This is a genomic window from Mesorhizobium sp. M0074, assembly GCF_040322975.1.
Lineage (GTDB): Bacteria > Pseudomonadota > Alphaproteobacteria > Rhizobiales > Rhizobiaceae > Mesorhizobium.
Map to the genome: position 1 here is coordinate 253,120 of NZ_JAMYUM010000003.1, position 24,179 is coordinate 277,298.

Below are 24,179 nucleotides of genomic sequence, written 5' to 3' on the forward strand. Positions count from 1 at the left end.
ACAGCCCTACTTCGCTGTCGTTTCAATGACTTCGAAGTCGTGGGTAATCTCGGCAGTCTTGGCCATCATTGCCGAGGCTGAGCAGTATTTCTCGATCGAAAGCCCGATCGCCCGCTTCACCTTGTCGTGTGATAGCGCCCGGCCCTTGACGACAAAATGCATGTGAATGCGGGTGAATACTCTGGGATCGGCTTCTGCACGGTCGGCATCGAGTTCGACTACGCAATCTTCGACCGCCTCGCGCCCCTTTTCGAGGATATGGACCACGTCATAGGCCGAGCAGCCGCCGGTGCCGATCAGCACCAGTTCCATTGGGCTCGGCCCCGGCGTCTTGCCCTCCGGCCCGAACGCAGTGCCTAGCACCAGCTTGTGCCCACTGGCGGACTCGCCAACGAAAGTGCGCTCCTCGACCCATTTGACCCTTGCCTTCACCTGATACGTCCTTTCACCGCTCAAACGCACAACGTCCCGAAAATCCAAGACAGATTTTCGGGACGCCATTTCGTGGCCAAGGTGCCGGCGCTTTTCGCCGCAAGGGCAGTCCGCCCCGAGAAATCAGAACGGGATTTCGTCGTCCAGCTCGCGCGACGAACCACCGCCGCCGCCCTTGTTGGCGCCACCGCGATTGAAACTTTCGCCCGGGCCGGACTGGCCGAAATCGGAACCGCGGCTCGCACCACCACCGGCATAGTTGCCGACCTGGCCCCCGCCCTCGCCCCGCGCATCGAGCATCTGCAGCTCGCCGCGGAATTTCTGCAACACGACTTCGGTCGTATAGCGGTCATTGCCGGTCTGGTCCTGCCATTTGCGCGTCTGCAGCTGGCCCTCGACATAGACCTTCATGCCCTTCTTCAGATACTGCTCGGCCACCTTGGCGATCTGGTCGTTGAAGATCACGACATTGTGCCACTCGGTCTTTTCCTTGCGCTCTCCGGATGTCTTGTCGCGCCAGCTTTCCGACGTCGCGATGCGGATGTTGACGACCGGGTCACCCGAATTCAAGCGGCGGATTTCAGGGTCCGCCCCGAGGTTGCCCACCAGAATGACCTTGTTGACGCTACCCGCCATGATACTTCTCCGCGCTCATCCGAAACCGAATTTTTGTCGCCGCACCTTACAGGCTATGGACAATCCCTGCCTGCCGTCGCTGCCTTTTCCCACAAGGTTTTTGTTCTCTTTTCGTTCTATAGGAGAGGCCCTGCACTGTCAATAGTTGTCAGTAAGAAGTAGTGTCTTGGCGTCGAATTTCCACAGACCATGGGATCGAGGCGAACGCATGAAGATGGTTGCGCATGACGATCAGCCGCAAGAAGAATGGCGAGCGGGAGTAAAGACCCGCATGCATGTCTCGGCCTGCAACGGCGCAACTCAACTTTGCATATTTGAACAATGGGTCGAACCCACGGTTGGCGCCCCGACACATTGGCATCCGGTCGAGGAAGTGCTTACCGTCATCGCTGGCAGGGCCGAGATGTGGATCGACGAAGAGCATCTCGTCTTGACTGCCGGACAGTCGCTTGTTGTTGCCGCGCACAGGCAACATGGCTTCCGCAACGTCGGCTCCGAATTGCTTCATATTCATGCTGTGCTCGCGTCACCAGTTTTCGAGGCGACGTTCAACGGATCCCCCGACATGGTGAGACGCTGGCTTCCAGCGAGTTTGTAAAACCTCGCCTGTCTTAAAAAACACCGCCTGTCTTAAAAAACACGGCTTGCCAAACCGATAAGTATTGACTTATGCTTTCGGCATGATCGAAGCAGACATTTTTCGGGCACTAGCGGATCCAACGCGTCGCGCCGTCTATGAGCGGCTCGCCGACGGCGAGATGACGGTATCGGAACTGCGCACTGGCATACCGGTATCGCAGCCGGCGGTATCGCAACATCTCGCAGTGCTGCGCGGCGCCGGCCTCGTGGTCGAGCGCCGAGCCGGTCGCAACGCCTATTACCGCGTCGATCCGGAGGGGCTTGCGCCACTGCTCGGCTGGATCGAACGCTACCGTGCGTTCTGGCCAGAGCGCATCGAAAGGCTCAAGACGGTTTTGAAGGACATGGACCAATGACCAGCCGAGGCAAAGAACGCGCCGAAATGGCCGCAGACAAGATCGAGTTCGAGTGCGAGCTGCCCGAACCGCCGGAAAAGGTGTGGCGGGCGCTGACGGTGCCGGACCTGCTCGCGGCCTGGATGATGCCGAACGACATCAAGCCCGAAATCGGCAACCGCTTTGCCTTTAAAGCGCCGAATGCGCCGATCGAGTGCGAAATCCTCGACGCGGATCCCGGACGGCTGCTGCGCTATTCCTGGCGGGAGCGGCCGGCGCCCGGCGATACGCAGGTGCCGCCCGGCAGCCCCCTGGACAGCGCAATGAACGACAGCCCAGTGGACAGCATCGTCACCTTTACGCTCGACCGCACCGTTTCCGGCGGCACGCATCTGCGCATCGTCCATGATGGTTTTGCTCGGGCAGCAGTGCCGGAGATCGCGATGGCAGGCGCCGGTTGCCGGCTTTCCTTTGAAGCGCGCACTCCCAGGCACAAGCAGATCGCCGCAAACGCCCCGCGCCTCTTCCTGCGCGCGGCCTGAACGACAACAGTCAACGGAGACAACCGATGAGCGGCCTTGCCAATCTGGTGCCGATGGTGATCGAGCAGTCGAGCCGCGGCGAACGTGCCTTCGACATATTTTCGCGGCTGCTGCGCGAGCGCATCGTCTTCATCAACGGGGCGATCGACGACGGCACCTCGGCGCTGGTCTGCGCCCAGCTTCTGTCGTTGGAATCCGACAATCCCGACAAGGAGGTCTCGCTCTACATCAACTCGCCGGGCGGCGTGGTGACCAGCGGTTTCGCCATCTACGATACGATGCAGTATATCAGCTGCCCGGTCTCCACGGTTTGTATGGGCTTCGCCGCCTCGATGGCCTCGTTCCTTTTGATGGCCGGCACACCGGGGCGGCGCATCGCGCTACCCAACACCAGCATCGTGCTGCATCAGCCTCTCGGCGGTTTCCAGGGCCAAGCCTCCGATATCCAGCGCCATGCCGAGGGCATCCTTCGCACCAAGCGGCGCATGACCGATCTTTACGCCCGCCATTGCGGCCGCACCTACGAAGAAGTGGAACGCACGCTCGACCGCGACTTTTTCATGACCGCGCAGGAGGCCAAGGATTGGGGCCTCGTCGACCATGTTTTCGACACTCGCAAGCAGGCCGCATGAACGAGCCGGGCCGGCGGACGGAACTGAGGCGATTGAGCGCCCGCAATTTCAGCGCCATCGGTCTGGTCTTGCCGCTATCGCGGCACTATAGTCCGGCGATGACCGCCAGCCGCTCATCCAGCCTGTTATGCCTTGCCATCGCTACCGTAGCCGGCACGAACATGCTGGTGGGTATGGCACTTGCCCAAGATAATTCGACGTCTTCGCAAAAGGGCGCCCTGCCCGGTGTGACCAGCGATTATCGCATCGCCGAGCCAGCGCCGCAGCCTGAGCCTGACGACGTGGCTCCAGGCAGCGGCAACGGCACCTTCAAGATTGGCGATACCGACGTTCGGATTTCCGGCAGCATCACCATCGATGTCGCTACCGGCGGGATCAGGCCCTCCAGCCGCTAAGTTCGCCTGGTGTGAACCACAAATATTGCGCTTCAAACGAACAGCCCCGCCATTGCGTTTGCAACTGACGGGGCTTCTTGGATCTGAAATCCAAATTGCCGGGAGTGTACTGCCGGCATTTTATTTCGGATGCTTCGCGGCATTCAGCCGACGATCCGACTAGCAGTCTCTGATTTTATGGGGATCAGCAGGTCCGTTTGGCGGGCAGCGAAAACGCCTGACCCTGGCCACTTATACCTGCCGCGGCTCCAGCGGCACGTGGAGCCTCAACGAACAATCCGGTGGAGTCATGCCTCTGCTCTCCTTCTGTTGGTTGCGACTGTCGTCGTCGAAGCGCTCATCGCATAACCCGCGGCGTCTCGCAGGCTAGCCCCAGGCCGCGAGGCCATCGAAAGACGGCCGGCTTCGTTGACGTCTGGAGTCTGCCCCCACGGTGCAGGGACGTCAACCTTGAATAGCCGATTACCGAAAAATGTGATCGCAAGACGTTTTGGGAAGCCGGCCCCACGGGCAGCTTTTGTCAGGAGCGTGTTCGGCCTTTGTTCTTTCCGCTTGCCCGTTCGCGCGAAAGGCGGTTAAACGCTTTGGTCGAGAGTTGTGGCGTCTCTCGAAAAGGCGGCGAAATTGCCTACATAGGGGGTGGTCGGGAAAACCCGCCCATCCCACGAATTCCAGATTCTGAGGCGGCGACCGGCGATGGCCGACCATAAATATCTCTCCATTCGCGGGGCACGCGAACACAATCTGAAGAATGTCGATCTCGATCTGCCGCGTGACAGCCTGATCGTTATGACCGGCCTGTCGGGATCCGGCAAGTCGTCGCTTGCCTTCGACACCATCTATGCCGAGGGCCAGCGCCGCTATGTCGAGAGCCTTTCGGCCTATGCGCGGCAATTCCTCGAAATGATGCAGAAGCCGGACGTCGACCAGATCGACGGCCTGTCGCCGGCCATCTCCATCGAGCAGAAGACCACCTCGAAGAACCCGCGCTCGACGGTCGGCACCGTCACCGAGATCTACGATTATATGCGGCTTTTGTTCGCCCGCGTCGGCATCCCCTATTCGCCGGCCACCGGCCTGCCGATCGAGAGCCAGACGGTTTCGCAGATGGTCGACCGGGTGCTTGCGGTCGAGGAAGGAACTCGGCTGTTCATCCTGGCGCCGATGGTGCGCGGCCGCAAAGGCGAGTACCGCAAGGAACTGCTTGAGCTGCAGAAGAAAGGTTTTCAGCGCGTCAAGGTCGACGGCGTCTTCTACGAGATCGCCGACGTGCCGGCGCTGGACAAGAAGTACAAGCATGACATCGACGTTGTGGTCGACCGCATCGTCGTGCGCGGCGATCTGGCGACGCGGCTCGCCGATTCCATCGAGACCGCGCTGAAGCTGGCCGACGGGCTGGCGGTGGCGGAATTTGCCGACAAGCCGCTCGACGCCAGCCAGACCGGCGAGGATTCGGTCAACAAATCGAAGAACGAGACGCATGAACGCATGCTGTTCTCGGAAAAGTTCGCCTGCCCGGTATCCGGCTTCACCATTCCCGAGATCGAGCCCAGGCTATTCTCCTTCAACAATCCGTTCGGCGCCTGCCCGACCTGCGACGGGCTCGGCAGCCAACGCGCCATTGATGCCAGCCTGGTCGTGCCCGACGAGAATGTCTCGCTGCGCGCCGGCGCCGTCAGCCCTTGGGCGAAGTCGAGCTCGCCCTACTATGCGCAGACGCTGGAAGCGCTGGGCGTTGCCTATGGCTTCAAGCTCGGCGACAAGTTCAAGGATTTGAGCGAGGAGGCAAAGCAAGCCGTCCTGCACGGCACCGGCGAGCGCGAAATCACCTTCCATTACGATGACGGCCTGCGCTCCTACAAGACGACGAAAACCTTCGAGGGCGTCATCCCCAACCTCGAGCGCCGCTGGAAGGAAACCGAATCCGCCTGGATGCGCGAGGAGATCGAGCGCTTCATGTCGGCCACGCCCTGCCCGGCCTGCCGCGGCTATCGGCTGAAGCCCGAGGCGCTCGCGGTCAAGATCGCCGGCAAGCACATTGGCGAGGTCACCGAGCTGTCCATCCGCAAGGCCGACCAGTGGTTCACCGATCTGCCCGCTTCGCTCAACGACAAGCAGAACGAGATTGCGGTGCGCGTGCTCAAGGAAATCCGAGAGCGGCTGCGCTTCCTCAACGATGTCGGTCTCGACTATCTGACGCTGTCGCGCAACTCCGGCACGCTTTCAGGCGGTGAGAGCCAGCGCATCCGTCTCGCTTCGCAGATCGGCTCCGGCCTGACCGGCGTACTTTACGTGCTGGACGAGCCGTCGATCGGTCTGCACCAGCGCGACAATGCCCGCCTGCTCGACACGCTGAAGCATCTGCGCGACATCGGCAACACGGTCATCGTCGTCGAGCACGACGAGGACGCCATCCTGCATGCCGACTACGTCGTCGATATCGGTCCGGCGGCCGGCATCCATGGCGGCCACATCATCGCCCAGGGCACGCCGCAGCAGATCATGGCGACGCCCGCTTCGATCACCGGCAAATACCTGTCGGGCGAGCTTGAAGTGGCGACGCCGGCAGCGCGGCGCGAGGCCAAGAAGAACCGCCGGCTGAAGGTCGTCGGCGCGCGCGGCAACAACCTGAAGAACGTCACCGCCGAAATCCCGCTCGGCACGTTTACCGCCGTCACCGGCGTATCCGGCGGCGGCAAGTCGACCTTCCTGATTGAGACCCTGTTCAAGGCGGCGTCGCGCCGCATCATGGGCTCGCGCGAGCATCCGGCCGAGCACGACCGCATCGAGGGGCTGGAATTCCTCGACAAGGTCATCGACATCGACCAGTCGCCGATCGGGCGCACCCCGCGCTCCAACCCTGCCACCTATACCGGCGCCTTCACGCCGATCCGCGACTGGTTCGCCGGCCTGCCGGAGGCCAAGGCGCGCGGCTACCAGCCGGGCCGCTTCTCGTTCAACGTCAAGGGCGGCCGCTGCGAGGCCTGCCAGGGCGACGGCGTCATCAAAATCGAGATGCACTTCCTGCCCGACGTCTACGTCACCTGCGACGTCTGCCACGGCAAGCGCTACAACCGCGAGACGCTCGACGTCCTGTTCAAGGGCAAATCAATCGCCGACGTTCTCGACATGACGGTCGAGGAAGGCGTCGATTCCTTCGCCGCCGTGCCCGGTGTGCGCGACAAGCTGGAGACGCTGAAACGGGTCGGCCTCGGCTACATCCATGTTGGCCAGCAGGCAACGACTTTGTCGGGCGGCGAGGCGCAGCGCATCAAGCTTGCCAAGGAACTGTCGCGCAAGGCGACCGGCAAGACGCTCTACATTCTCGATGAGCCAACCACCGGCCTGCATTTCCACGACGTCGCCAAGCTGCTTGAAGTGCTGCACGAGCTGGTCGACCAGGGCAACACGGTCGTTGTCATCGAGCACAATCTAGAGGTGATCAAGACCGCTGACTGGGTGCTCGATCTTGGCCCCGAAGGTGGTGACGGCGGCGGCGAGCTGGTAGCGTCCGGCACGCCTGAGGACATCGTTCGCGAAAAACGCAGCTATACCGGGCAGTTCCTGAGGGAATTGCTGGAGCGGCGCCCCGGAGGCAAGCGCGAAGCGGCGGAGTGATGGCAAAGAACGGTCTCATCACGGTCCAAAGCCGCTTCGGCGTGGCCGAGACGATCGATCGCCTGGTCGGGACTGTGGAAGGTGCAGGATTGCTAGTCTTCGCCCGCATTGACCACGCCGCCGGTGCGCGCAGTGTCGAAGCTTCTCTGCGTCCGACCCAGCTTCTGATTTTTGGCAACCCGAAAGGCGGCACGCCGCTGATGCAGGACCGGCAGCTTGCCGGCATCGATCTGCCGGTCAAGGCACTGGCTTGGGAGGACGAGCAAGGCAAGGTCTGGCTCTCCTACAATGACGCGCACTGGCTCGCTGAGCGCCACGGCTTGGGCGACGCCAGTCGCAATGCCGTCGCCGCGATAGCGGCCGGCATGGACAAGGTGATTGCGGCCGCTGCCGGCGCGGGCCAGTTTTGATCATGAGAGCCGCTCGGGCCGATGATCTCCCCACGGTGATCTCGCTCACCACCGACGCCTACGCGCCCTACACTGCCCTGTTCGGAGCGCCGCCGATCCCCGTCACCGAGGACTATGCGCCGCGCATAGAACGCGGCGAGGTCTGGCTTTCGGAGCAGGACGGACAGCCGGCCGGCTTGATCGTTCTGGAACGACATGCGGACCATACAATGATCTTCAGCGTCGCCGTTGCGCCCGCCTTTCAGGGCAAGGGTTTCGGCATCGGGCTGCTCGATTGGGCCGAGCAACAGACGCGCTTGTGGAGCTTGCCTGAAATCCGACTCTACACCAATGCCAGAATGGAACGGAACGTTTCGTTGTATAAGGCCTACGGCTTTCGCGAAACGGGTCGCCGGCCCAATCCATATCGGCCAGGATGGACGATCGTCGACATGGCGAAAGCCGTCGAGACGACCGCCATCGCGTGATCCTTTTCTGCAAACCGGGAGGACGACCATGACTCAATCAGGAACAATCCGCGCCGGCATGGGCGGCTGGACCTTCGAGCCGTGGGACACGTCCTTCTACCCGGACAAATTGTCGAAGGCCAAGCAACTGCATTATGCCAGCCGGCAGGTGCCCACTATCGAGGTCAACGGCACCTATTATTCGAGCTTCAAGGAGCCGACCTTCGTCAAATGGGCCAACGAGGCGCCGGATGGTTTCGTCTATTCGCTGAAGGGCAACCGCTTCGTCACCAACCGCCGCGTGCTCGGCGAGGCCGGGGAATCGATCATGCGCTTCCTCGGGTCGGGCGTCGCGACACTTGGCGACAAGCTCGGGCCGATCCTGTGGCAGTTCGCGCCGACCAAGAAATTCGACCCGGACGATTTCGAGGCCTTCCTCAAGCTGTTGCCGGAAAAGCAGGACGGCGTTGCGCTGCGCCACGCGGTCGAGGTGCGCAACGACAGCTTCGTCGTGCCGGAGTTCGCCGCCTTGGCGCGAAAGCACAAGGCCGCCATCGTTTATGCCGACCACGCCAAATATCCGGGGATTGCCGACGTTACCGGCGATTTCATCTATGCGCGGCTGCAGACCGGCAGCGACGACAATTCCGATTGCTACACGCCAAAGGCGCTCGACGAATGGGCGGCGCGCGCAAAAACCTGGGCGGAAGGCAAGGTGCCGGCCGACCTGTCGCGCGCCGATCCTTCAACCGACGCGCCGGTCAAGCCACGCGATGTGTTCGTCTACTTCATCACAGAGGGCAAGGTCCGCGCTCCATTCGGCGCCATCGCGCTGATGAAGCGGGTCGCAGGCTGACGCCCCGCTGTCGGTGGTCCGCCTGGCCGGGTCCTCAATTACCGGCTATGCGGCGCGCTCGTCCGGACGCCGATCAACCCTGACGATCTCGTTGAAAGCATCGAGATCGACATAGAAGACCTTGGTGATCTCCGCGATGAGTTCGTCGTGGTCATACCCCTGCGATTTCAGAATGTTGATGGCTGTCAGGATATCGACGCGCTCCGTGAGCCGTCGTTTCTGGTAGTCCTCGACATAGCGCTCCATCGACTGGCCCTGGCTCCCAAGCACCCGAAATGTTGGACGACAACAGATCGCTGGAAGGGCTTGCGCGCAAGCGTGCCGACGCGGGCCGCGCCTTCCCCTGATCTGCCAAGTTGAAACTGGTACGGAAAGCGGCCGACTCACCAAGGCCAAGCAAAATCTAGCACGCAATCTGCAGCGCGCCAGAGTTGCAAAATAATGGAATCAATAAGAATTCAGACAGTCAGGAATTTGCGGACGTCCGCCCGGTCGAGATCCTCGGCGGGGCCGGTATGGACGATCTGACCGCGGTCCATGATGTTGACCTCGTCGGCCAATTCCCGGCAGAAGTCGAGATATTGTTCGACCAGAAGCACGGCGATACCGGCCTGGTCGCGCAGATAGCGGATGGCGCGGCCGATGTCCTTGATGATCGACGGCTGGATGCCTTCGGTCGGCTCGTCGAGCACCAGCAGCTTCGGCCGCATCACCAGTGCCCTGCCGATGGCAAGCTGCTGCTGCTGGCCGCCGGAAAGATCGCCGCCGCGGCGCGCGAGCATCTGCTTCAGCACCGGAAACAATTCGAAGACGTGACCGGGAATGTTGCGATCGGCGCGCTTCAACGGCGCAAAACCCGATTCGAGGTTTTCCCGCACCGTAAGCAGCGGAAATATCTCCCTGCCCTGCGGCACGAATGCGATGCCCGACCGGGCGCGATCATACGCCGCGCTCCGGTCGAGCGCCTTCCCCTCGAAGGCAACGCTTCCGCTCGTCAGCCGGTGATGGCCGACGATCGATCTCATCAAACTGGTCTTGCCGACGCCGTTGCGGCCGAGCACGCAGGTGATCTTGCTGGCGCCGGCCTTCAGCGAGACGCCGCGCAGCGCCTGGGCAGCCCCGTAGTGCAGCGTGGCATTGGAGACTTCGAGCATGGTCAGCGCTTTCTCCAACGCGTGAAGAACGAAAGGTCGAAATGATGGAACGGAACGCGCCAGACCATGTTCATCTCCCCAGATAGACTTCGACGACGCGCTCGTCGGCCGAAACGAAGTCGAGACTGCCCTCGGAAAGCACCGAGCCTTCGTGCAGGCAGGTGACCTTGACGCCGAGCTCGCGCACGAAATGCATGTCGTGCTCGACGACGATGACAGAATGGTCGCGCGCGATGTCCCTGAGCAGCCGCGCGGTTTCCTCGGTCTCGGCGTCGGTCATGCCGGCAACCGGTTCGTCGACCAGCAGCAGCTTCGGATCCTGCGCCAGAAGCATGCCGATCTCGAGCCATTGCTTTTGGCCGTGGCTCAGATTGGCGGCGAGTTCGTCACGCTTGTCGCCAAGCCGAATGATGCCGAGGATGTCGTCGATCTGCCGCACGTCCGCGGCCGAGCGACGATGGAACAGTGCCGGGAAGATCGAGCGCGGGCCTTTCAGCGCCAGCATCAGATTGTCCTCGATCGTGTGGCTTTCGAAGACCGTTGGCTTCTGGAATTTACGGCCGATGCCCATCATGGCGATTTCGGCCTCGTCGTGTTTGGTTAGGTCGACCTCACCGTTGAAGAAAACTTCACCCGCGTCGGGCCGCGTCTTGCCGGTGACGATGTCCATCATCGTCGTCTTTCCGGCGCCGTTGGGGCCGATGATCGCCCGCATCTCGCCCTTGTCGAGCACCAGCGAAAGGTTGTTGATAGCGCGAAACCCGTCGAAGGAAACCGACACGCCGTCGAGATAGAGGATGGTGTTGCTCTTCGACATCAGGCCATCACTCCGCCGGCTGCGGTTCGGCGCCGGAGGCCGACCAGTCGCCCGGCCTTCTCGCCGCCGAGCGGTCGGTTTTCGGCGGCACCGGCGCATCGGGATCGATGCCGACTTCCTCGGCAACCGAGGCCGCCCGCAGCGCCTTGGCGTTGCCGCGCCAGGAATCCCACATGCCGATGATGCCCTTGGGCAGGAACAGCGTGACGGCGACAAACAGTCCGCCCAGCGCAAACAGCCAGAATTCCGGCAGCACGCCGGTGAACCAGGATTTACCGGCATTGACCAGAAGCGCGCCGATGATCGGCCCGACGATGGTGCCGCGCCCGCCGACGGCCGCCCACACCACCACCTCGATCGAATTGGACGGCTCGAATTCGCCAGGGTTGATGATGCCGACCTGCGGCACGTAAAGCGCACCGGCGATGCCGGCCATCACCGCCGACACGGTGAAGGCGAACAGTTTGACGTTCTCCGCCCGCCAGCCGAGAAAGCGCGTGCGGCTCTCGGCATCGCGCACCGCCATTAAAAGCTTGCCGTACTTGGAACCGACGATTGCCCAGGTGACGAAGACGGCAAACGCCAGCATGACGGCGCTGGCCGCGAACAGCGCCGACCGCGTCATGTCGGCCTGCACGTTGAACCCTAGAATGTCCTTGAAATCAGTTAGGCCGTTGTTGCCGCCGAAACCCATGTCGTTGCGGAAAAACGCAAGCAGCAGCGCATAGGTCATCGCCTGGGTGATGATCGACAGGTAGACGCCGGTGACGCGGCTGCGGAAGGCAAACCAGCCGAAGACGAAGGCGAGCAGGCCGGGCACCGCAAGCACCATGATCGCGGCAAACCAGAAATGGTCGAAACCATACCAGAACCATGGCAATTCCTTGTAGTTAAGGAACACCATGAAATCCGGCAGCAGCGGATTGCCGTAGACGCCGCGCGAGCCGATCTGGCGCATCAGATACATGCCCATCGAATAGCCGCCGAGTGCGAAGAAGGCGCCGTGGCCGAGCGAGAGGATGCCGCAATAGCCCCAGACGAGATCGAGCGCCAAGGCGAGCAGTGCGTAGCAGAGGTATTTGCCGGTGAGCGCGACGATATAGGACGGCACGTAAAACGCACTTGTCGGCGAGACCGCAAGATTGAGCAGCGGCACGACGATTGCAACCGCCAGCAGGATGAAGATGGTGATGGCGACGCGGCGGTCGGCGCCGGCGGCAAAGAAGCGTCCCGTGATCATGCTTCCACCGACCTGCCCTTTAGCGCGAACAGACCGCGCGGGCGTTTCTGGATGAACAGGATGATCAGCACCAGGACGACGATCTTGCCGAGCACTGCTCCGGCATAAGGTTCGAGGAACTTGTTGACGATGCCGAGCGAGAAAGCGCCGACCAGCGTGCCCCAGAGATTGCCGACACCGCCGAAAACGACGACCATGAAACTGTCGATGATGTAGCCGCGGCCGAGATTGGGCGAGACGTTGTCGATCTGGCTGAGCGCGACACCAGCGATGCCGGCAATGCCGGAGCCGAGTGCAAACGTTAGCGCATCGACCCAAGGCGTCCTGATGCCCATCGAGGCGGCCATGCGGCGATTGGCGGTGACGGCACGCATCTGCAGCCCCCAGGGCGTGCGTTTCATCACGTAGAGCAGCACAGCGAACACGCCGAGCGCGAATACGAGGATCCAGAGCCGGTTCCAGGTCACGGCAAGCTGGCCGATATTGAACGAGCCGGACATCCAGGACGGGTTGCCGACCTCCTGGTTGGTCGGCCCGAAGATGGTGCGTACGGCCTGCTGCAGGATCAGCGACACACCCCATGTCGCCAGCAGCGTCTCCAGCGGCCGTCCATAGAGGAAGCGGATCAGCCCGCGCTCGATGACAAGGCCGACGAGCGCCGCCACCAGGAAGGCCAGCGGCAGGGCGATGACCAGCGACCAGTCGAACAGACCGGGAAAGGAATTACGGATAACCTCCTGCACGACGAAGGTCGTGTAGGCGCCGAGCATGACCATCTCGCCATGCGCCATGTTGATGACGCCCATGACGCCGAAAGTGATGGCAAGGCCAATCGCCGCCAGCAGCAGCACCGATCCAAGCGATATGCCGTACCAGATATTCTGGCCGGCATCCCACAGCGCCAGCGTCGAATTGATGTTGGCGATCGCAGCCGTCGCCGCGTCTTTCACCGCACCTTCGGAACTGGCCTCGACCGACGTGAGCAGCGACACCGCATCGCGGTCGCTGCGCGCACCGATGAGCGCGATTGCCGCCAGTTTGTCGGCCTCCGGCCTGTCGGAAACGAGAACCGACGCGGCGCGGGCCTGTTCTAGCAGCGCCTTGACGCTTGCCACGCTCTCATTGGCGATGGCGGTGTCGAGCGGCTCGATGTTTGCCGCGTCGGGCGTTTTGAACATGGTGTCGGCGGCGGCAATGCGCACGGCCGGATCCTTTGAGCCAAGCGTCAGCGTGCCCAATGCATCGCGAATGACGCGGCGCAGCGTGTTGTTGACCTTGATCTTGCTGATGTCGGCCTTGGCAGCTTCGCCCGATCTTTCGCCGGTAAGCGCATCGAGCAGCTCGATGCCGTCGCCGCTCTCCTTGCCGACAAAGACCAGTGAATCGGCCTTGCGCACGTAAAGGCTGCCCTCCGCAAGCGCGGCAAGCGGCCGTTCTACGGCCGGATCGCCGGAAGCCGCAAGCTCCCGCACCACGGCTTCTATCGCCGGAAAATTGGCGGCGGTGGCGAATTTGGCGATGACCACGCGCAGATCTGCTTCGCTGGCGTTCGACGGCAGCAGCGTCCCCTGGAGAAGGAGCAGCATCAGGCCAATCGCGCGGATCAGGATCATTGGTTTCTGGTGGCTCTTGAAGATTGAATGTCGCCTCCGGGCAGGCTGGAGGAGGAGCCTGCCCGGAGGCTTGCGGGTCTGGGAGGACAGACCGGGAGGATCAGTTGGTTCCCTTGCCGCCGCATTTGCCGGTGGCAACGTTGAAGTTGCCGCAGGACAGAGGCGCGCGCCAATCGGAGATCAGGTCCTTGGAGTCAGGCAGATAGTCGGACCACTCGTCGCCCATCACCAGGCCCGGCGTCTGCGAGACGGTTTCGAACTGGCCGTCGGCCTGGATTTCGCCGATCAGCACCGGCTTGGTGATGTGATGGTTCGGCATCATCGTCGAATAACCGCCGGTCAGGTTCGGCACCGAGACGCCGACCATGGCGTCGATGACCTTGTCCGGATCGGTGGTGCCGGCCTTCTCGACCGCCTTCACCCACATGTTGAAGCCGATATAATGGGCTTCCATCGGGTCGTTGGTGGTGCGCTTGTCGTTCTTGATGAATTTGTGCCAGTCGGCGATGAACTTCGCGTTCTCGGGCGTGTCGACGCTCTCAAAATAATTCCAGGCGGCGAGATGGCCGACCAGCGGCGCGGTGTCGAGACCGGCAAGCTCTTCCTCACCAACCGAGAAGGCCATGACCGGAATGTCCTCGGCCTTGATGCCCTGGTTGCCGAGTTCCTTGTAGAACGGCACATTGGCGTCACCGTTGACGGTCGAGACGACGGCGGTCTTCTTGCCGGCCGAACCGAATTTCTTGATCGCCGAGACTTCGGTCTGCCAGTCGGAGAAGCCGAACGGCGTGTAGTTGACCATGATGTCTTCGGCGGCAACGCCTTTCGCCTTCAGGTAGGCTTCGAGGATCTTGTTGGTGGTGCGCGGGTAGACGTAGTCGGTGCCTTCGAGCACCCAGCGCTTCACCGAACCGCCATCCTCGCTCATCAGATAATCGACGGCCGGAATGGCCTGCTGGTTCGGCGCCGCACCGGTGTAGAACACGTTGCGCTCGCTTTCCTCGCCTTCGTACTGGACGGGGTAGAACAGGATGTTGTCGAGCTCGCTGAACACCGGCAGCACCGATTTGCGCGACACCGAGGTCCAGCAGCCGAACACCGCGGCGACCTTGTCCTTCGAGATCAGCTCGCGCGCTTTTTCTGCGAACAGCGGCCAGTTGGAAGCCGGATCGACGACCACCGCCTCGAGCTTCTTGCCGAGCAGGCCGCCCTTGGCATTCTGCTCTTCGATGAGCATCAGCATGGCGTCCTTCAGCGTCGTCTCCGAGATCGCCATGGTTCCCGACAGCGAATGGAGGATGCCGACCTTGATGGTGTCGTCGGCCGCCCTGGCGGGAATGCTCATCAGCAGGCCGGCGGTGACCACGCCGGCCGAAAACATTTTTGTTATTGTCGAGAAACTGCCCCTCATACTTTTAAACTCCCAAGCTGGTTAACTGCATCGGAACAGGACCATGCAACGGCTGTGCCAATCACCGGCGAAAGATCGGAGTGTTTGAGATTTCCCAGCCCTGTCAGTCGGTTAATGTATTAGCCGCAGGAGATGAACCTCCCCTGCCAGGTTTGAAATGAGAAAAGATCACTCGTATCAGCCTAAGTTTTACTCACATATAGGCCAATGCCCGAATTTTGAGCAGCATCATATGAGCGCTGGCGAGGATTGCAGCGCCGCAGCGAAATGAGGCAAGTTCGAACCCTTAACGGGGGACTCCATGGCCTTCAGAGCTTCTTGCATTTTCACCGCCATGCTTCTGCTGGCGGCGACGACCGTAGCGCGCGCCGGCTTCAGCGACGGCAAGCTGCCGGACGGCTCCTATCATTGCGAAGTCTATCTGCTTGGCATGTTCCTCAGCCTCGGCGACATCACCATCAAGGGAAACGTCTATAGCGGTCCGGTGAGCTTCGGCATCGCGCCGCAAAGCTACAATTACCAGATGGATGCAGACGGCGTGATCACCTGGCTGGGTCCGCTGGGCGGCTACACCAGTGGCGGCAACTCGATCTCGCTTACGCAGGCGACGCTGGAAAGCGGAACCACCCCGTCCTTCGATATCATCATGAAGCAGCCAGACGGCGCCTTTACCGCCTCGACCTGCACGAAGCGTTGAAAAGTACGGAACCTGGCGAGGTTCCGTACTCCGAAGTAGAAGCCGCCTAGCTCTCCGCCGCCATGTCGAGCGCCAGCCGGGTCATATCGGTGAAAAGGCCCTGGCGTTCGGAATAGTCGGTCTGCTCGCCGGTTGCCACATTGTCGACGACGGTCAGGATCGACAGCGCCCGGGCGCCGAAATCGGCCGCAATGCGGTAGAGTGCGCTGGTTTCCATATCCACGGCGAGCGCCCCCTGTGCCTGTGCTTCGGCAAAGCGTTCGCGCCCCAGCGGATGATAAAAAATGTCGCTGCAGATCGTCAGCCCGGCCCGATGGTCGATCCCGAGTTCCGAAGCCCGGGCCAACGCCTGGGCCAACAATGCAGGATCGGGGCCGGCATCGGCACGATAGAGCCCAAAAACCTGGCCGCTCTCCGCATTTTCGCCGCGCACCGATTGTGCGATCACCAGGCTGCGCAGCGCCATCTCGGCGGTCAGGCCGCCGCAGGTGCCGGTGCGGATCAACGTTTTCGCACCGTAGAAATCCAGCAGCTCGTGCACGTAGACCAGGAATGACGGGACGCCGATGCCGGTGGACTGGACGCTGACAGGCTTGCCGCGAAACAACCCGGTAAAGCCGAGCGCGCCGCGGCGGCGGTTGACGCAGCGCGACGCTTCCAGAAAGGTCTCCGCCATCCATTCAGCGCGCTGCGGGTCGCCCGGCAGCAGCACCGTGCTTGCGTAGTCGCCTTTGCTAGCCTCGTTGTGTGGCGTCACGGCATGCTTCCAAAACCCGTCGCCCGTTTCGCCTGCAATCATGGCAGTCTCACGACATTGCGCAAGCGGAGCGTTGGAAGGGTCAGGATTCCAGCATGTCCTTTACGATCGTGGCCAATTGCTTGAGCGAAAACGGCTTCGGCAAGAAGCCGAAATGCGCGTCGGCCGGCAAGTTCTTGGCGAACGCGTCTTCGGCATAGCCGGACACGAAGATAAACTTGATGTCGGGCTGCCGTTTGCGCAATTCGCCAAGCAGCGTCGGGCCATCCATTTCCGGCATCACCACGTCCGACACCACGACGTCGACCTTGCCGCCGAGCGCTTCGTAGACTTCAAGCGCCTCGACGCCCGACGACGCCTCGTGGACGGTGTAGCCGCGCGATTTCAGCGCCCGCATGCCGCCCATGCGCACGGCGTCCTCGTCCTCGACCAGCAGCACCGTGGCCGAGCCCGACAGATCCTTGGCTGAGTCGGCGATCTTGGCAGGGGCGGCCGGCACTTCTCCAGCCTCGCCCGCCTTCCTTGCCTCCGCAATGTGCCGCGGCAGGAAGATGCGGAACACGGATCCCTTGCCGACTTCGGAATCGCAGAAGATGAAGCCGCCTGTTTGCTTGATGATGCCATAGACCATGGACAGGCCGAGGCCGGTTCCCTTGCCAACCTCCTTTGTCGTGAAGAAGGGCTCGAAGATCTTTTTCAGCACATCAGGCGCGATGCCGCTGCCGCTGTCCTCGACCTCGACCAGCACATAGTCGGCCGGAGTAAGTTCGCGGTAGGAAAAGGTCTTGCACTCTCCGGCGCTGACGTTGCGGGTGCGTACGGTGAGCTCGCCGCCGGCCGGCATCGCATCGCGTGCATTGACCGCCAGATTGACCACCACTTGCTCGAATTGCCCGATATCGACCCTGACCGGCCACAGGTCGCGGCCATGGTCGATTTTGAGCTTGATGTCGTTGCCGACCAGCCGGGCAAGCAGCATCCTTAGATCTGCGAGCACGTCGGTCAGGTTGAGCACCTCCGGCCGCAGCGTCTGCTTGCGCGAGAAGGCCAGCAACTGCCGCACCAGCGAGGCCGCCCGGTTGGCATTCTGCTTGATGTTCATGATGTCCGGGAACGACGGATCGGACGGCCGGTGGTTGGTCAAAAGCAGGTCCGAGGCCATGATGATGGCGGTCAGCACATTGTTGAAATCATGCGCGATGCCGCCGGCGAGTTGGCCGACCGCCTGCATCTTCTGGCTCTGCGCCATCTGGCCCTCGAGGGCCTTTTGCTCAGTGGTCTCCACGGCATAGACGATGGCCGATTCCTCGGCGCCCTCGCCACCGGTACCGTCTGCGACCGCGTTGACGTAGAAGCGTATGTGGCGCTCCTCATTGCCGGGCAGCACCGTATCGATCGGCTCGATGTCAGCCTGTTGCTGGCGTGCCTTTTCAAAGGCCGCGGCGAAAGCCGGCCGGTCGCGCTCGTGGATCACCGTATCCAGCCGCACACGCCGATCGACCGCATCGCGGTCGACGACCGAGGAAAACAGCGACAGGAACGGCGCATTGGTGCGCAGGATGCGGCCGGCATGGTCGACGCCGGCTATCGCCATCGGCGTCGAGTTGAAGAACCGCGTGAAGCGTATTTCCGATGCGCGGAGGTCGGCCGAAGCGTCCTCGCCTTGCGTCCGGTTGAGCACGATGGTGCGAGTCGGGCCGTTGAGCCCCTCTCGGCTGGCCGAGACACGATGCATGAAGCGCACCGGCAGCGCCTCGCCGGTCATCGTCGTCAGATCGAGGTCGATAACGGCATTGCGCGTGGTACCAGCGTCGGCCTTGACCGAACGGACCAGCGCCATGCCGTCGCCGGCGACGATCTCCGGCAGCGTGATGGCGCCGGGAGTGAAGCTGGCCAGGTCGATGCCCAGCCACTCCGCAAGGGTCGCGTTGATATAGGTGACGCGGCCTTCCTGGTCGGCCGAAAAGAAACCGGCCGGCGCATGGTCGAGGTGATCGATCGCCTTTTGCAGGTCGAGAAAGAACCGCTCCTGCTCGGCCCGTTCCTGCGAGATGTCGGCAAGCTGCCAGGCAAGCATGGGCAGCCGCTGGCCGGGAACGCTGAAGGCGCGGGCCCGAACGCGGTACCAGCGAGCGCCCGGTTCGGCGCCTGGCCGAATGGACTGCGCGAGCCGAAACTCGCCGTCGCCAGGCTGGCCATCACGCAGGCCGGACGCCAGCCGGTATATGGTCACCGAGGCCTCGGGAACGTCTGAAAGCAAACCTTCGACGGTCTTGAGGTCGGCGGCCGACTCGGCACCCGTCATATCGGCATAGGTCCGGTTGGCGTAGATGATACGGCCTTTGGTGTCGGTGACCAGGAGACCTTGCGACATCGAATCGACGAAAGCTTTCGACAGTTCGTCGCTTGTCGAGCGCGGCGTGATGTGCACGAAGCCGATCGCAGTGGCGAATAGAAAGCCGACGCCGATCATCGCCAGCACGCCAAGCATGCCGAGCAGGAATGGATCGCCAAGGCGCTCGCGGAAAAGGCCGAAGACGATCGCTGCCCCAGTCAGGACGACGATGAAGACGATGAGCCGGGTGACCGCTCCCGGCCGCGTGTTCTGGTCGACGATAGGTACCGGATAGAAATCGCCGCGCGCTTCCTTGGCCATGTGCCCCCTGCTCGTGAATTCCGGTGTCGGTTGAATCATATTCTCAGGGTTGGGAAAAGGCCCGGCTGCAGATGTCCGTTAAAAATGACGCCGTTCGGCTCCCGGCGTTTCAAGCTGTTCACGAAGCGTGAAAGGCAACTTGCGGTGGCCTGCCGCAACAGTCTAGTGTCGCCTCTCTTCGAAAGCTGATTTTGGGGGAACCAATGCTGCAATGGCTGGATGGCGTGGCGGGTCCTGGTTATGCCGCAGCAATCCTATGGACGTTTGCAGTACTTGTCCTTCTGCTCATCATTCTTCTTATCATCAGGCTGGTCCGCAGCCTGACGTTCGGGACATTCGTCGCCGGCGGCAGGAACCGCAAGACGCGGCTGGCTGTCATGGATGCCACAGCGGTCGACAGTCACCGGCGGCTGGTGCTGGTGCGCCGCGACGATATCGAGCACCTGCTCTTGATCGGTGGTCCGACCGACGTCGTCGTCGAGCGCGACATCAGGCTCTCGGCGCTGCGGCGCCCGGCATTGACCGGAGACAACGGCCACCAGCCGGCAGCAAGGTCGGCTTCGATCACAGCCGCGCCGGCGAGGCAAGCGCCACCGCAGCCGGCAGGCGTAACCGCGACCCCTGTCCGAGCCCGCCAGACGGCGACGATGCCGGCAACAATGCCGGCGCCGGCGCCGAAACCGGCATCGAACGTCACGCCGTTGCCAAGTTATGGATCCGTCAACGCCAATGCCTCGCGGCATGCGCAGCCGCCGGCAAGGCAGGACCCCCCGGCAAGATACGAGCCGCCGGCACAGCACGAGTCGATTGACGATGCGCTGATGAAGGAGCTGGAGGTTTCCCTCGACGAGCCACGCTTCAGCCAAACGCCGAGCAAGCCGGTGGCGAAGGCGTCGCCCTCTCTCGACGACGAGATGACGAAGCTCCTCGGCGAGTTGTCCAATCAGAAAAGATAGGCCGATAGCGAACGGCCAATGAAAATGGCCGGAAAACCGGCCATTTTGAACGCTTTACCGATGCCGCTGTTTTTCCCGGCGACTCAGTCGTCGCGGTAGACCTTCTCGCGCCGCTCATGGCGCTCCTGTGCCTCGATCGACAAGGTGGCGATCGGGCGCGCGTCGAGCCGCTTCAGCGCGATCGGCTCGCCCGTCTCCTCGCAATAACCGTAAGTGCCTTCGTCAAGGCGCTGGAGGGCCGAATCGATCTTGGAGATGAGTTTTCGCTGGCGATCGCGGGCGCGAAGTTCGATGGCGCGGTCGGTTTCCGAGGAGGCGCGATCGGCGAGGTCGGGGTGGTTGGCGTTTTCCTGCTGCAGGATTTCGAGAGTTTCGCGCGCTTCGCGCAAGATGTCGTTCTTCCAGGTGACGAGCTTCATGCGAAAGTAGGATTTCTGCCGCTCGTTCATGAACGGCTCGTCTTCGGAGGGTACGTAATCGGCGGTAACGATGTCGTTCATTCGACTCACCCAACAAACCCCAAATTTGGCGCCTATATATTCGCGGACCGAAAGCTGCACAAGGTCAATCGACGACAGTTTCACGCAATTGTTAGTCTCGGACAAACCACCATCGGCGATGCCCTTTTTGCGAAGAATACGACCGAATTCGTACATGATTCGCTATGCTTGAGGGTCGCTTGCCATTGCGCACGGAGCTCTTCTGATGGCAAATCCTGCGGCGTGCTGACGGGTTCGGTGCCCGGCACAACGGGGATCCGGTGACCAGACTTTACCTGCTGAGGCATGCGAAGGCCGGCTGGGCGCTGCCTGGCGTGGCTGACTTCGACCGCCCGCTCGATCCATCCGGCTTCGCCGATGCCGAAGCGATGGGCGTGCTGATGCGTTCCCGCAAATACGCACCGGCCCGCACCCTTTGCTCAAGCGCCAAGCGCGCCCGCCAGACGCTGGAAAGCTTGGCTGGCCATACGGACACGGGCCGGGTGCTGTTCTGTGACACCCTCTACAGCGACGATGCCGCCGCGTACCTCACTGCCATCCGGCAGAATGGCGGGCTGGAGGCCCTGCTCGTCATCGGCCACAATCCGATGATCGAGGATCTCGCCATGGCGCTCTCAGGCGACGGCGACGAGACCGCGCGGGCCATGCTGAACCACGGCTTCCCGACCTCCGCACTTGCGGTGGTCCGGTTCTACGGCAGTCTTGCCGAGGCTGCGCCGGGCGCCGGCTATCTCGAAGCCTTCCTGACGCCTGCCGATATCTGAGGCCATTTCAAAGCCGCCCATCAAAGCCTATATCGGATCCTGACCGGCCCGCGAGAACAGATTTTGGCATCATCGCTGACGACTTTCACCGACGAGGCGAAGATTGCCTTGGATACGTTGTCAGGCCGCGCTGCCGGGCTTTTCGCTCCGTCGCTGCGTCTTGGCGTGACCGGGCTGTCCCGCGCCGGCAAGACGGTGTTCATCTCGGCCCTTGTGCACAATCTGGTCCATGGCGGACGCTTGCCGCTGTTTGAGGCACAAAAATCTGGGCGCATCGCCCGGGCTTTTCTCGAAGAGCAGCCGGACGACGCGGTACCACGCTTCCTGTACGAGGATCACATCGCAGCTCTTGTCGACGACCGCATCTGGCCGGATTCGACGCGTGCGATTTCCGAACTGAGGCTCACCATCGAATACGAATCGGCCTCTGGCTGGAGCCGCATGTTTTCCGCCGGCAAATTGTCGGTCGACATCGTCGATTATCCCGGCGAATGGCTGCTCGACCTGCCGCTGCTCGGCAAGTCCTACGCCGATTTTTCGCGTGAGGCCTTCGAGATGGCCGTGTTGCCGGTGCGTGTCGACCTTTCGCGGGAATGGCGGGCGCTCTCCAATCCGGTCGACCCCAACGCCGAGGCCGACGAGATGACGGCGCGCCGTCTCGCTGAGAGCTTCGCGGCCTATCTCAAGGCCTGCAAACTCGACGAGCGGGCGCTTTCGACCTTGCCGCCCGGCCGCTTCCTGATGCCCGGCGATCTTGAAGGCTCGCCCGCTCTCACCTTCGCGCCGCTGCCGAATCTGGGCGGCCGGCGCGCCCGCTCGGGATCGCTGCAGGCTATGATGGAGCGGCGCTACGAGGCTTACAAGACGCATGTCGTCAAACCGTTCTTTCGCGAACACATCACGCGTCTCGACCGCCAGATCGTGCTCATCGACGCATTGCAGGCATTGAATGCCGGCCCCGGTGCGATGGCCGATCTGGAGCGCGCGGTCACCGAAATCCTGTCCTGTTTCCGGCCCGGCCGGGGCAACTTCCTGACCGACGTGTTTTCGAGGCGCATCGACCGCATATTGGTGGCCGCGACCAAGGCCGACCATCTGCACCACGAAAGCCACGACCGCCTGCAGGCCATCGTGCGGCGGCTAGCCGACCGAGCCGTGGCGCGGGCGAATTTCACCGGCACCGACGTCGACGTCGTCGCCATGGCGGCCATGCGCGCGACCCGTGAAGGCACGGTCAAGCAGGGCCGCGAGACTTTGCCGGTCATTATCGGCACGCCATTGCGCGGCGAAAAAATCAACGGCGAAACCTTTGACGGAAAGACCGAAACAGCCATATTTCCCGGGGACTTGCCGGAGAAAGTTGATGCGTTATTCGACGTTTCCGAATCGGCCCGCCGGCAGAACAATGACGACCCCGCGATCCGCTTCGTGCGCTTTCGCCCGCCGAAACTCGAGCGCACCGCCGAGGGCGTCACGCTGTCGCTGCCGCATATCAGGCTCGACCGCGCGCTGCAGTTCCTGATCGGAGATCATCTCGCATGAGTGCGCCCCGCAGACCGGCGGCCTTTCGCATAGAGCCGGAGCCCCAGCAGAAGGAAGATTCGACGGCTCACCATGCTGCGTCCGAGGCCGCGCCGGCGCGAAAGCCGCGTACCGTGACGGCGGATCTTGCCGTGGTCACACCGGCGGAGATCGACGTCTTCGACGAGGCTGATATCGTCGCTGCCGAACCGCCGCCGGCGATTGCGCCGCGAAAACGTTCGCCGCTTGGCAGCCTGTTCTTCGGCGCGCTGGGCGTTCTGGTTTCGTTCGCCGTCGGCCTCTGGACCGACCAGCTGATTCGCGACCTGTTCGAGCGCGCCGAGTGGCTGGGCTGGCTGGCTGCCGCTATGGCCGCGATCGCCATCCTGGCGCTTCTGATCATCCTCGTGCGCGAATTCATGGCGATTGCCCGCCTTGCCGAGGTCGAAAAGTTGCAGAAGCGGGCGCTCGATGCGATTGCCCGTGACGATCCGAAGGCCGCCCGCGCCGTGGTCGACGAGTTGTCGGTCTTTGTCTCGGCCAAGCCTGAAACCGCGGCCGGCAGGCGCTCGCTGGCCGAATTGCGCGGCGAGATCATTGACGGCGGCAATCTGGTACGGCTGGCCGAGATCGAGATACTCGGCCCGCTCGATGCCCGCGCCAGGGTGATGATCCTCGAAGCGGCGAAGCGCGTCTCCCTGGTGACCGCGGTCAGCCCCCGCGCGCTGGTCGACGTCGCTTATGTCGTGTTCGAAGCCGGCCGGTTGATTCGCCGGCTGTCGGAGCTTTATGGCGGCCGCCCCGGCACGCTTGGCTTTTTTCGCCTGGCGCGCAGCGTTCTGGCCCATCTCGCGGTCACCGGGTCGATCGCCGTCGGCGACAGTTTCGTCCAGCAGATCGTCGGCCACGGCCTTGCCGCCCGGCTCTCGGCCAAGCTCGGCGAAGGCGTCGTCAACGGCATGATGACTGCGCGCATCGGCATTGCAGCGATGGAAACCGCAAGGCCCCTGCCCTTTTACGCGGTCAGGCGGCCCGGATTGGGCGATTTCCTCTCCGCGCTGACCTCCTTTGCAGCAAAGAAAGAAAAAGAAACATCCGCTTCCGGAACGTGACTATTGCCTTGGGGTGACAAAGCATTAACCAATCTTGTCC

General features: G+C 62.4%; 25 protein-coding genes. 14 read left to right on the top strand and 11 right to left on the bottom strand.

What is annotated here, in order from left to right:
* Nucleotides 1-6: 6 nt before the first annotated feature.
* Both NKJ73_RS06390 and NKJ73_RS06395 read right to left on the bottom strand, forming a co-directional pair.
* Complete coding sequence (locus NKJ73_RS06390) at nt 7-432, bottom strand: OsmC family protein (protein WP_352455706.1); 426 nt, start codon at nt 430-432, stop codon at nt 7-9.
* A gap of 123 nt (nt 433-555) precedes the next feature.
* Nucleotides 556-1,068, bottom strand: a complete 513-nt coding sequence (locus NKJ73_RS06395) for a single-stranded DNA-binding protein (protein ID WP_023674867.1) — start codon at nt 1,066-1,068, stop codon at nt 556-558.
* A 208-nt stretch (nt 1,069-1,276) separates the two neighbouring features.
* Between NKJ73_RS06395 and NKJ73_RS06400 the strand changes: the two genes are divergently transcribed.
* The 9 genes from NKJ73_RS06400 to NKJ73_RS06440 all read left to right on the top strand — a co-directional run bounded on the left by NKJ73_RS06400 (nt 1,277) and on the right by NKJ73_RS06440 (nt 8,941).
* Nucleotides 1,277-1,666, top strand: a complete 390-nt coding sequence (locus NKJ73_RS06400; protein WP_352568732.1) for a cupin domain-containing protein — start codon at nt 1,277-1,279, stop codon at nt 1,664-1,666.
* Between the two features lie 82 nt (nt 1,667-1,748).
* Nucleotides 1,749-2,063, top strand: coding sequence for an ArsR/SmtB family transcription factor (locus NKJ73_RS06405; protein ID WP_352568733.1), 315 nt, complete (start codon nt 1,749-1,751; stop codon nt 2,061-2,063).
* On the top strand, nt 2,060-2,584 hold the full coding sequence (locus tag NKJ73_RS06410) for an SRPBCC family protein (protein WP_352568734.1): 525 nt from the start codon (nt 2,060-2,062) through the stop codon (nt 2,582-2,584). Before NKJ73_RS06405 ends, NKJ73_RS06410 begins: the two co-directional genes overlap by 4 nt.
* Nucleotides 2,585-2,610: 26 nt before the next feature.
* Nucleotides 2,611-3,216 carry an ATP-dependent Clp protease proteolytic subunit gene (locus tag NKJ73_RS06415; RefSeq protein ID WP_352502501.1) on the top strand — a complete coding sequence of 202 codons (606 nt, stop codon included), beginning with the start codon at nt 2,611-2,613 and terminating at the stop codon, nt 3,214-3,216.
* The gene (locus tag NKJ73_RS06420) at nt 3,213-3,611 is read left to right on the top strand and encodes a hypothetical protein (protein WP_352568735.1); all 399 of its coding nucleotides are present in this window, start codon (nt 3,213-3,215) and stop codon (nt 3,609-3,611) included. Before NKJ73_RS06415 ends, NKJ73_RS06420 begins: the two co-directional genes overlap by 4 nt.
* Nucleotides 3,612-4,307: 696 nt before the next feature.
* Entirely contained in the window at nt 4,308-7,229 is a 2,922-nt protein-coding gene (gene uvrA, locus NKJ73_RS06425; RefSeq protein WP_352568737.1) for an excinuclease ABC subunit UvrA, read from the top strand.
* On the top strand, nt 7,229-7,639 hold the full coding sequence (locus NKJ73_RS06430) for a DUF302 domain-containing protein (protein ID WP_352568738.1): 411 nt from the start codon (nt 7,229-7,231) through the stop codon (nt 7,637-7,639). Before uvrA ends, NKJ73_RS06430 begins: the two co-directional genes overlap by 1 nt.
* A complete protein-coding gene (locus NKJ73_RS06435; protein ID WP_352568740.1) occupies nt 7,636-8,106 on the top strand; it encodes a GNAT family N-acetyltransferase in 471 nt (156 codons plus the stop codon). The genes NKJ73_RS06430 and NKJ73_RS06435 overlap by 4 nt, the downstream gene beginning before the upstream one ends.
* A gap of 28 nt (nt 8,107-8,134) precedes the next feature.
* On the top strand, nt 8,135-8,941 hold the full coding sequence (locus NKJ73_RS06440) for a DUF72 domain-containing protein (RefSeq protein WP_352568741.1): 807 nt from the start codon (nt 8,135-8,137) through the stop codon (nt 8,939-8,941).
* Nucleotides 8,942-8,986: 45 nt separating this feature from the next.
* Here NKJ73_RS06440 and NKJ73_RS06445 read toward each other — a convergent pair whose 3' ends face one another.
* The 6 genes from NKJ73_RS06445 to urtA form a co-directional block, all read right to left on the bottom strand.
* Nucleotides 8,987-9,187 (bottom strand): hypothetical protein, encoded by a 201-nt coding sequence (locus NKJ73_RS06445; protein ID WP_023674857.1) that lies wholly within the window; start codon nt 9,185-9,187, stop codon nt 8,987-8,989.
* A 212-nt stretch (nt 9,188-9,399) separates the two neighbouring features.
* On the bottom strand, nt 9,400-10,095 hold the full coding sequence (urtE, locus tag NKJ73_RS06450) for an urea ABC transporter ATP-binding subunit UrtE (protein WP_352568743.1): 696 nt from the start codon (nt 10,093-10,095) through the stop codon (nt 9,400-9,402).
* Nucleotides 10,096-10,165: 70 nt separating this feature from the next.
* Nucleotides 10,166-10,912: an urea ABC transporter ATP-binding protein UrtD gene (gene urtD / locus NKJ73_RS06455; protein WP_023674855.1), complete on the bottom strand. Its 747-nt coding sequence runs from the start codon at nt 10,910-10,912 to the stop codon at nt 10,166-10,168.
* 7 nt (nt 10,913-10,919) lie between these two features.
* Complete coding sequence (urtC, locus tag NKJ73_RS06460) at nt 10,920-12,152, bottom strand: urea ABC transporter permease subunit UrtC (RefSeq protein ID WP_352568744.1); 1,233 nt, start codon at nt 12,150-12,152, stop codon at nt 10,920-10,922.
* Entirely contained in the window at nt 12,149-13,765 is a 1,617-nt protein-coding gene (gene urtB, locus NKJ73_RS06465; RefSeq protein WP_352568745.1) for an urea ABC transporter permease subunit UrtB, read from the bottom strand. Before urtB ends, urtC begins: the two co-directional genes overlap by 4 nt.
* Nucleotides 13,766-13,865: 100 nt before the next feature.
* Complete coding sequence (gene urtA, locus NKJ73_RS06470; RefSeq protein ID WP_023674852.1) at nt 13,866-15,176, bottom strand: urea ABC transporter substrate-binding protein; 1,311 nt, start codon at nt 15,174-15,176, stop codon at nt 13,866-13,868.
* Between the two features lie 301 nt (nt 15,177-15,477).
* Between urtA and NKJ73_RS06475 the strand changes: the two genes are divergently transcribed.
* The gene (locus NKJ73_RS06475; RefSeq protein ID WP_023674851.1) at nt 15,478-15,873 is read left to right on the top strand and encodes a hypothetical protein; all 396 of its coding nucleotides are present in this window, start codon (nt 15,478-15,480) and stop codon (nt 15,871-15,873) included.
* Between the two features lie 46 nt (nt 15,874-15,919).
* On the opposite strand, the gene NKJ73_RS06480 is transcribed toward NKJ73_RS06475, so the two are convergent.
* A complete protein-coding gene (locus tag NKJ73_RS06480; protein WP_023674850.1) occupies nt 15,920-16,630 on the bottom strand; it encodes a purine-nucleoside phosphorylase in 711 nt (236 codons plus the stop codon).
* Nucleotides 16,631-16,712: 82 nt separating this feature from the next.
* Nucleotides 16,713-19,286: a cell cycle histidine kinase CckA gene (cckA, locus tag NKJ73_RS06485; RefSeq protein WP_023674849.1), complete on the bottom strand. Its 2,574-nt coding sequence runs from the start codon at nt 19,284-19,286 to the stop codon at nt 16,713-16,715.
* A 203-nt stretch (nt 19,287-19,489) separates the two neighbouring features.
* On the opposite strand from cckA, the gene NKJ73_RS06490 reads away from it, so the two are divergent.
* Nucleotides 19,490-20,242 carry a hypothetical protein gene (locus NKJ73_RS06490; protein WP_352568747.1) on the top strand — a complete coding sequence of 251 codons (753 nt, stop codon included), beginning with the start codon at nt 19,490-19,492 and terminating at the stop codon, nt 20,240-20,242.
* Nucleotides 20,243-20,325: 83 nt separating this feature from the next.
* On the opposite strand, the gene dksA is transcribed toward NKJ73_RS06490, so the two are convergent.
* Nucleotides 20,326-20,742, bottom strand: coding sequence for an RNA polymerase-binding protein DksA (gene dksA / locus NKJ73_RS06495; RefSeq protein ID WP_023674847.1), 417 nt, complete (start codon nt 20,740-20,742; stop codon nt 20,326-20,328).
* A gap of 260 nt (nt 20,743-21,002) precedes the next feature.
* On the opposite strand from dksA, the gene NKJ73_RS06500 reads away from it, so the two are divergent.
* The 3 genes from NKJ73_RS06500 (at nt 21,003) to NKJ73_RS06510 (ending at nt 24,139) form a co-directional block, all read left to right on the top strand.
* The gene (locus NKJ73_RS06500) at nt 21,003-21,506 is read left to right on the top strand and encodes a SixA phosphatase family protein (RefSeq protein WP_352568748.1); all 504 of its coding nucleotides are present in this window, start codon (nt 21,003-21,005) and stop codon (nt 21,504-21,506) included.
* A gap of 63 nt (nt 21,507-21,569) precedes the next feature.
* Nucleotides 21,570-23,048 (top strand): YcjX family GTP-binding protein, encoded by a 1,479-nt coding sequence (locus NKJ73_RS06505; RefSeq protein ID WP_352568749.1) that lies wholly within the window; start codon nt 21,570-21,572, stop codon nt 23,046-23,048.
* Nucleotides 23,045-24,139, top strand: a complete 1,095-nt coding sequence (locus NKJ73_RS06510) for a YcjF family protein (RefSeq protein ID WP_352568750.1) — start codon at nt 23,045-23,047, stop codon at nt 24,137-24,139. Before NKJ73_RS06505 ends, NKJ73_RS06510 begins: the two co-directional genes overlap by 4 nt.
* Nucleotides 24,140-24,179 lie beyond the last annotated feature (40 nt).

Coding starts and splice junctions, on each gene's coding strand:
- NKJ73_RS06430 (WP_352568738.1), top strand. CDS start 7,229: ATGGCAAAGAACGGTCTCATCACGGTCCAAAGCCGCTTCGGCGTGGCC.
- urtC (WP_352568744.1), bottom strand. CDS start 12,152: ATGATCACGGGACGCTTCTTTGCCGCCGGCGCCGACCGCCGCGTCGCC.
- NKJ73_RS06445 (WP_023674857.1), bottom strand. CDS start 9,187: ATGGAGCGCTATGTCGAGGACTACCAGAAACGACGGCTCACGGAGCGC.
- NKJ73_RS06440 (WP_352568741.1), top strand. CDS start 8,135: ATGACTCAATCAGGAACAATCCGCGCCGGCATGGGCGGCTGGACCTTC.
- NKJ73_RS06510 (WP_352568750.1), top strand. CDS start 23,045: ATGAGTGCGCCCCGCAGACCGGCGGCCTTTCGCATAGAGCCGGAGCCC.
- dksA (WP_023674847.1), bottom strand. CDS start 20,742: ATGAACGACATCGTTACCGCCGATTACGTACCCTCCGAAGACGAGCCG.
- urtD (WP_023674855.1), bottom strand. CDS start 10,912: ATGTCGAAGAGCAACACCATCCTCTATCTCGACGGCGTGTCGGTTTCC.
- NKJ73_RS06475 (WP_023674851.1), top strand. CDS start 15,478: ATGGCCTTCAGAGCTTCTTGCATTTTCACCGCCATGCTTCTGCTGGCG.
- urtA (WP_023674852.1), bottom strand. CDS start 15,176: ATGAGGGGCAGTTTCTCGACAATAACAAAAATGTTTTCGGCCGGCGTG.
- cckA (WP_023674849.1), bottom strand. CDS start 19,286: ATGGCCAAGGAAGCGCGCGGCGATTTCTATCCGGTACCTATCGTCGAC.
- urtE (WP_352568743.1), bottom strand. CDS start 10,095: ATGCTCGAAGTCTCCAATGCCACGCTGCACTACGGGGCTGCCCAGGCG.
- NKJ73_RS06420 (WP_352568735.1), top strand. CDS start 3,213: ATGAACGAGCCGGGCCGGCGGACGGAACTGAGGCGATTGAGCGCCCGC.
- urtB (WP_352568745.1), bottom strand. CDS start 13,765: ATGATCCTGATCCGCGCGATTGGCCTGATGCTGCTCCTTCTCCAGGGG.
- uvrA (WP_352568737.1), top strand. CDS start 4,308: ATGGCCGACCATAAATATCTCTCCATTCGCGGGGCACGCGAACACAAT.
- NKJ73_RS06400 (WP_352568732.1), top strand. CDS start 1,277: ATGAAGATGGTTGCGCATGACGATCAGCCGCAAGAAGAATGGCGAGCG.
- NKJ73_RS06410 (WP_352568734.1), top strand. CDS start 2,060: ATGACCAGCCGAGGCAAAGAACGCGCCGAAATGGCCGCAGACAAGATC.
- NKJ73_RS06490 (WP_352568747.1), top strand. CDS start 19,490: ATGCTGCAATGGCTGGATGGCGTGGCGGGTCCTGGTTATGCCGCAGCA.
- NKJ73_RS06415 (WP_352502501.1), top strand. CDS start 2,611: ATGAGCGGCCTTGCCAATCTGGTGCCGATGGTGATCGAGCAGTCGAGC.
- NKJ73_RS06405 (WP_352568733.1), top strand. CDS start 1,749: ATGATCGAAGCAGACATTTTTCGGGCACTAGCGGATCCAACGCGTCGC.
- NKJ73_RS06395 (WP_023674867.1), bottom strand. CDS start 1,068: ATGGCGGGTAGCGTCAACAAGGTCATTCTGGTGGGCAACCTCGGGGCG.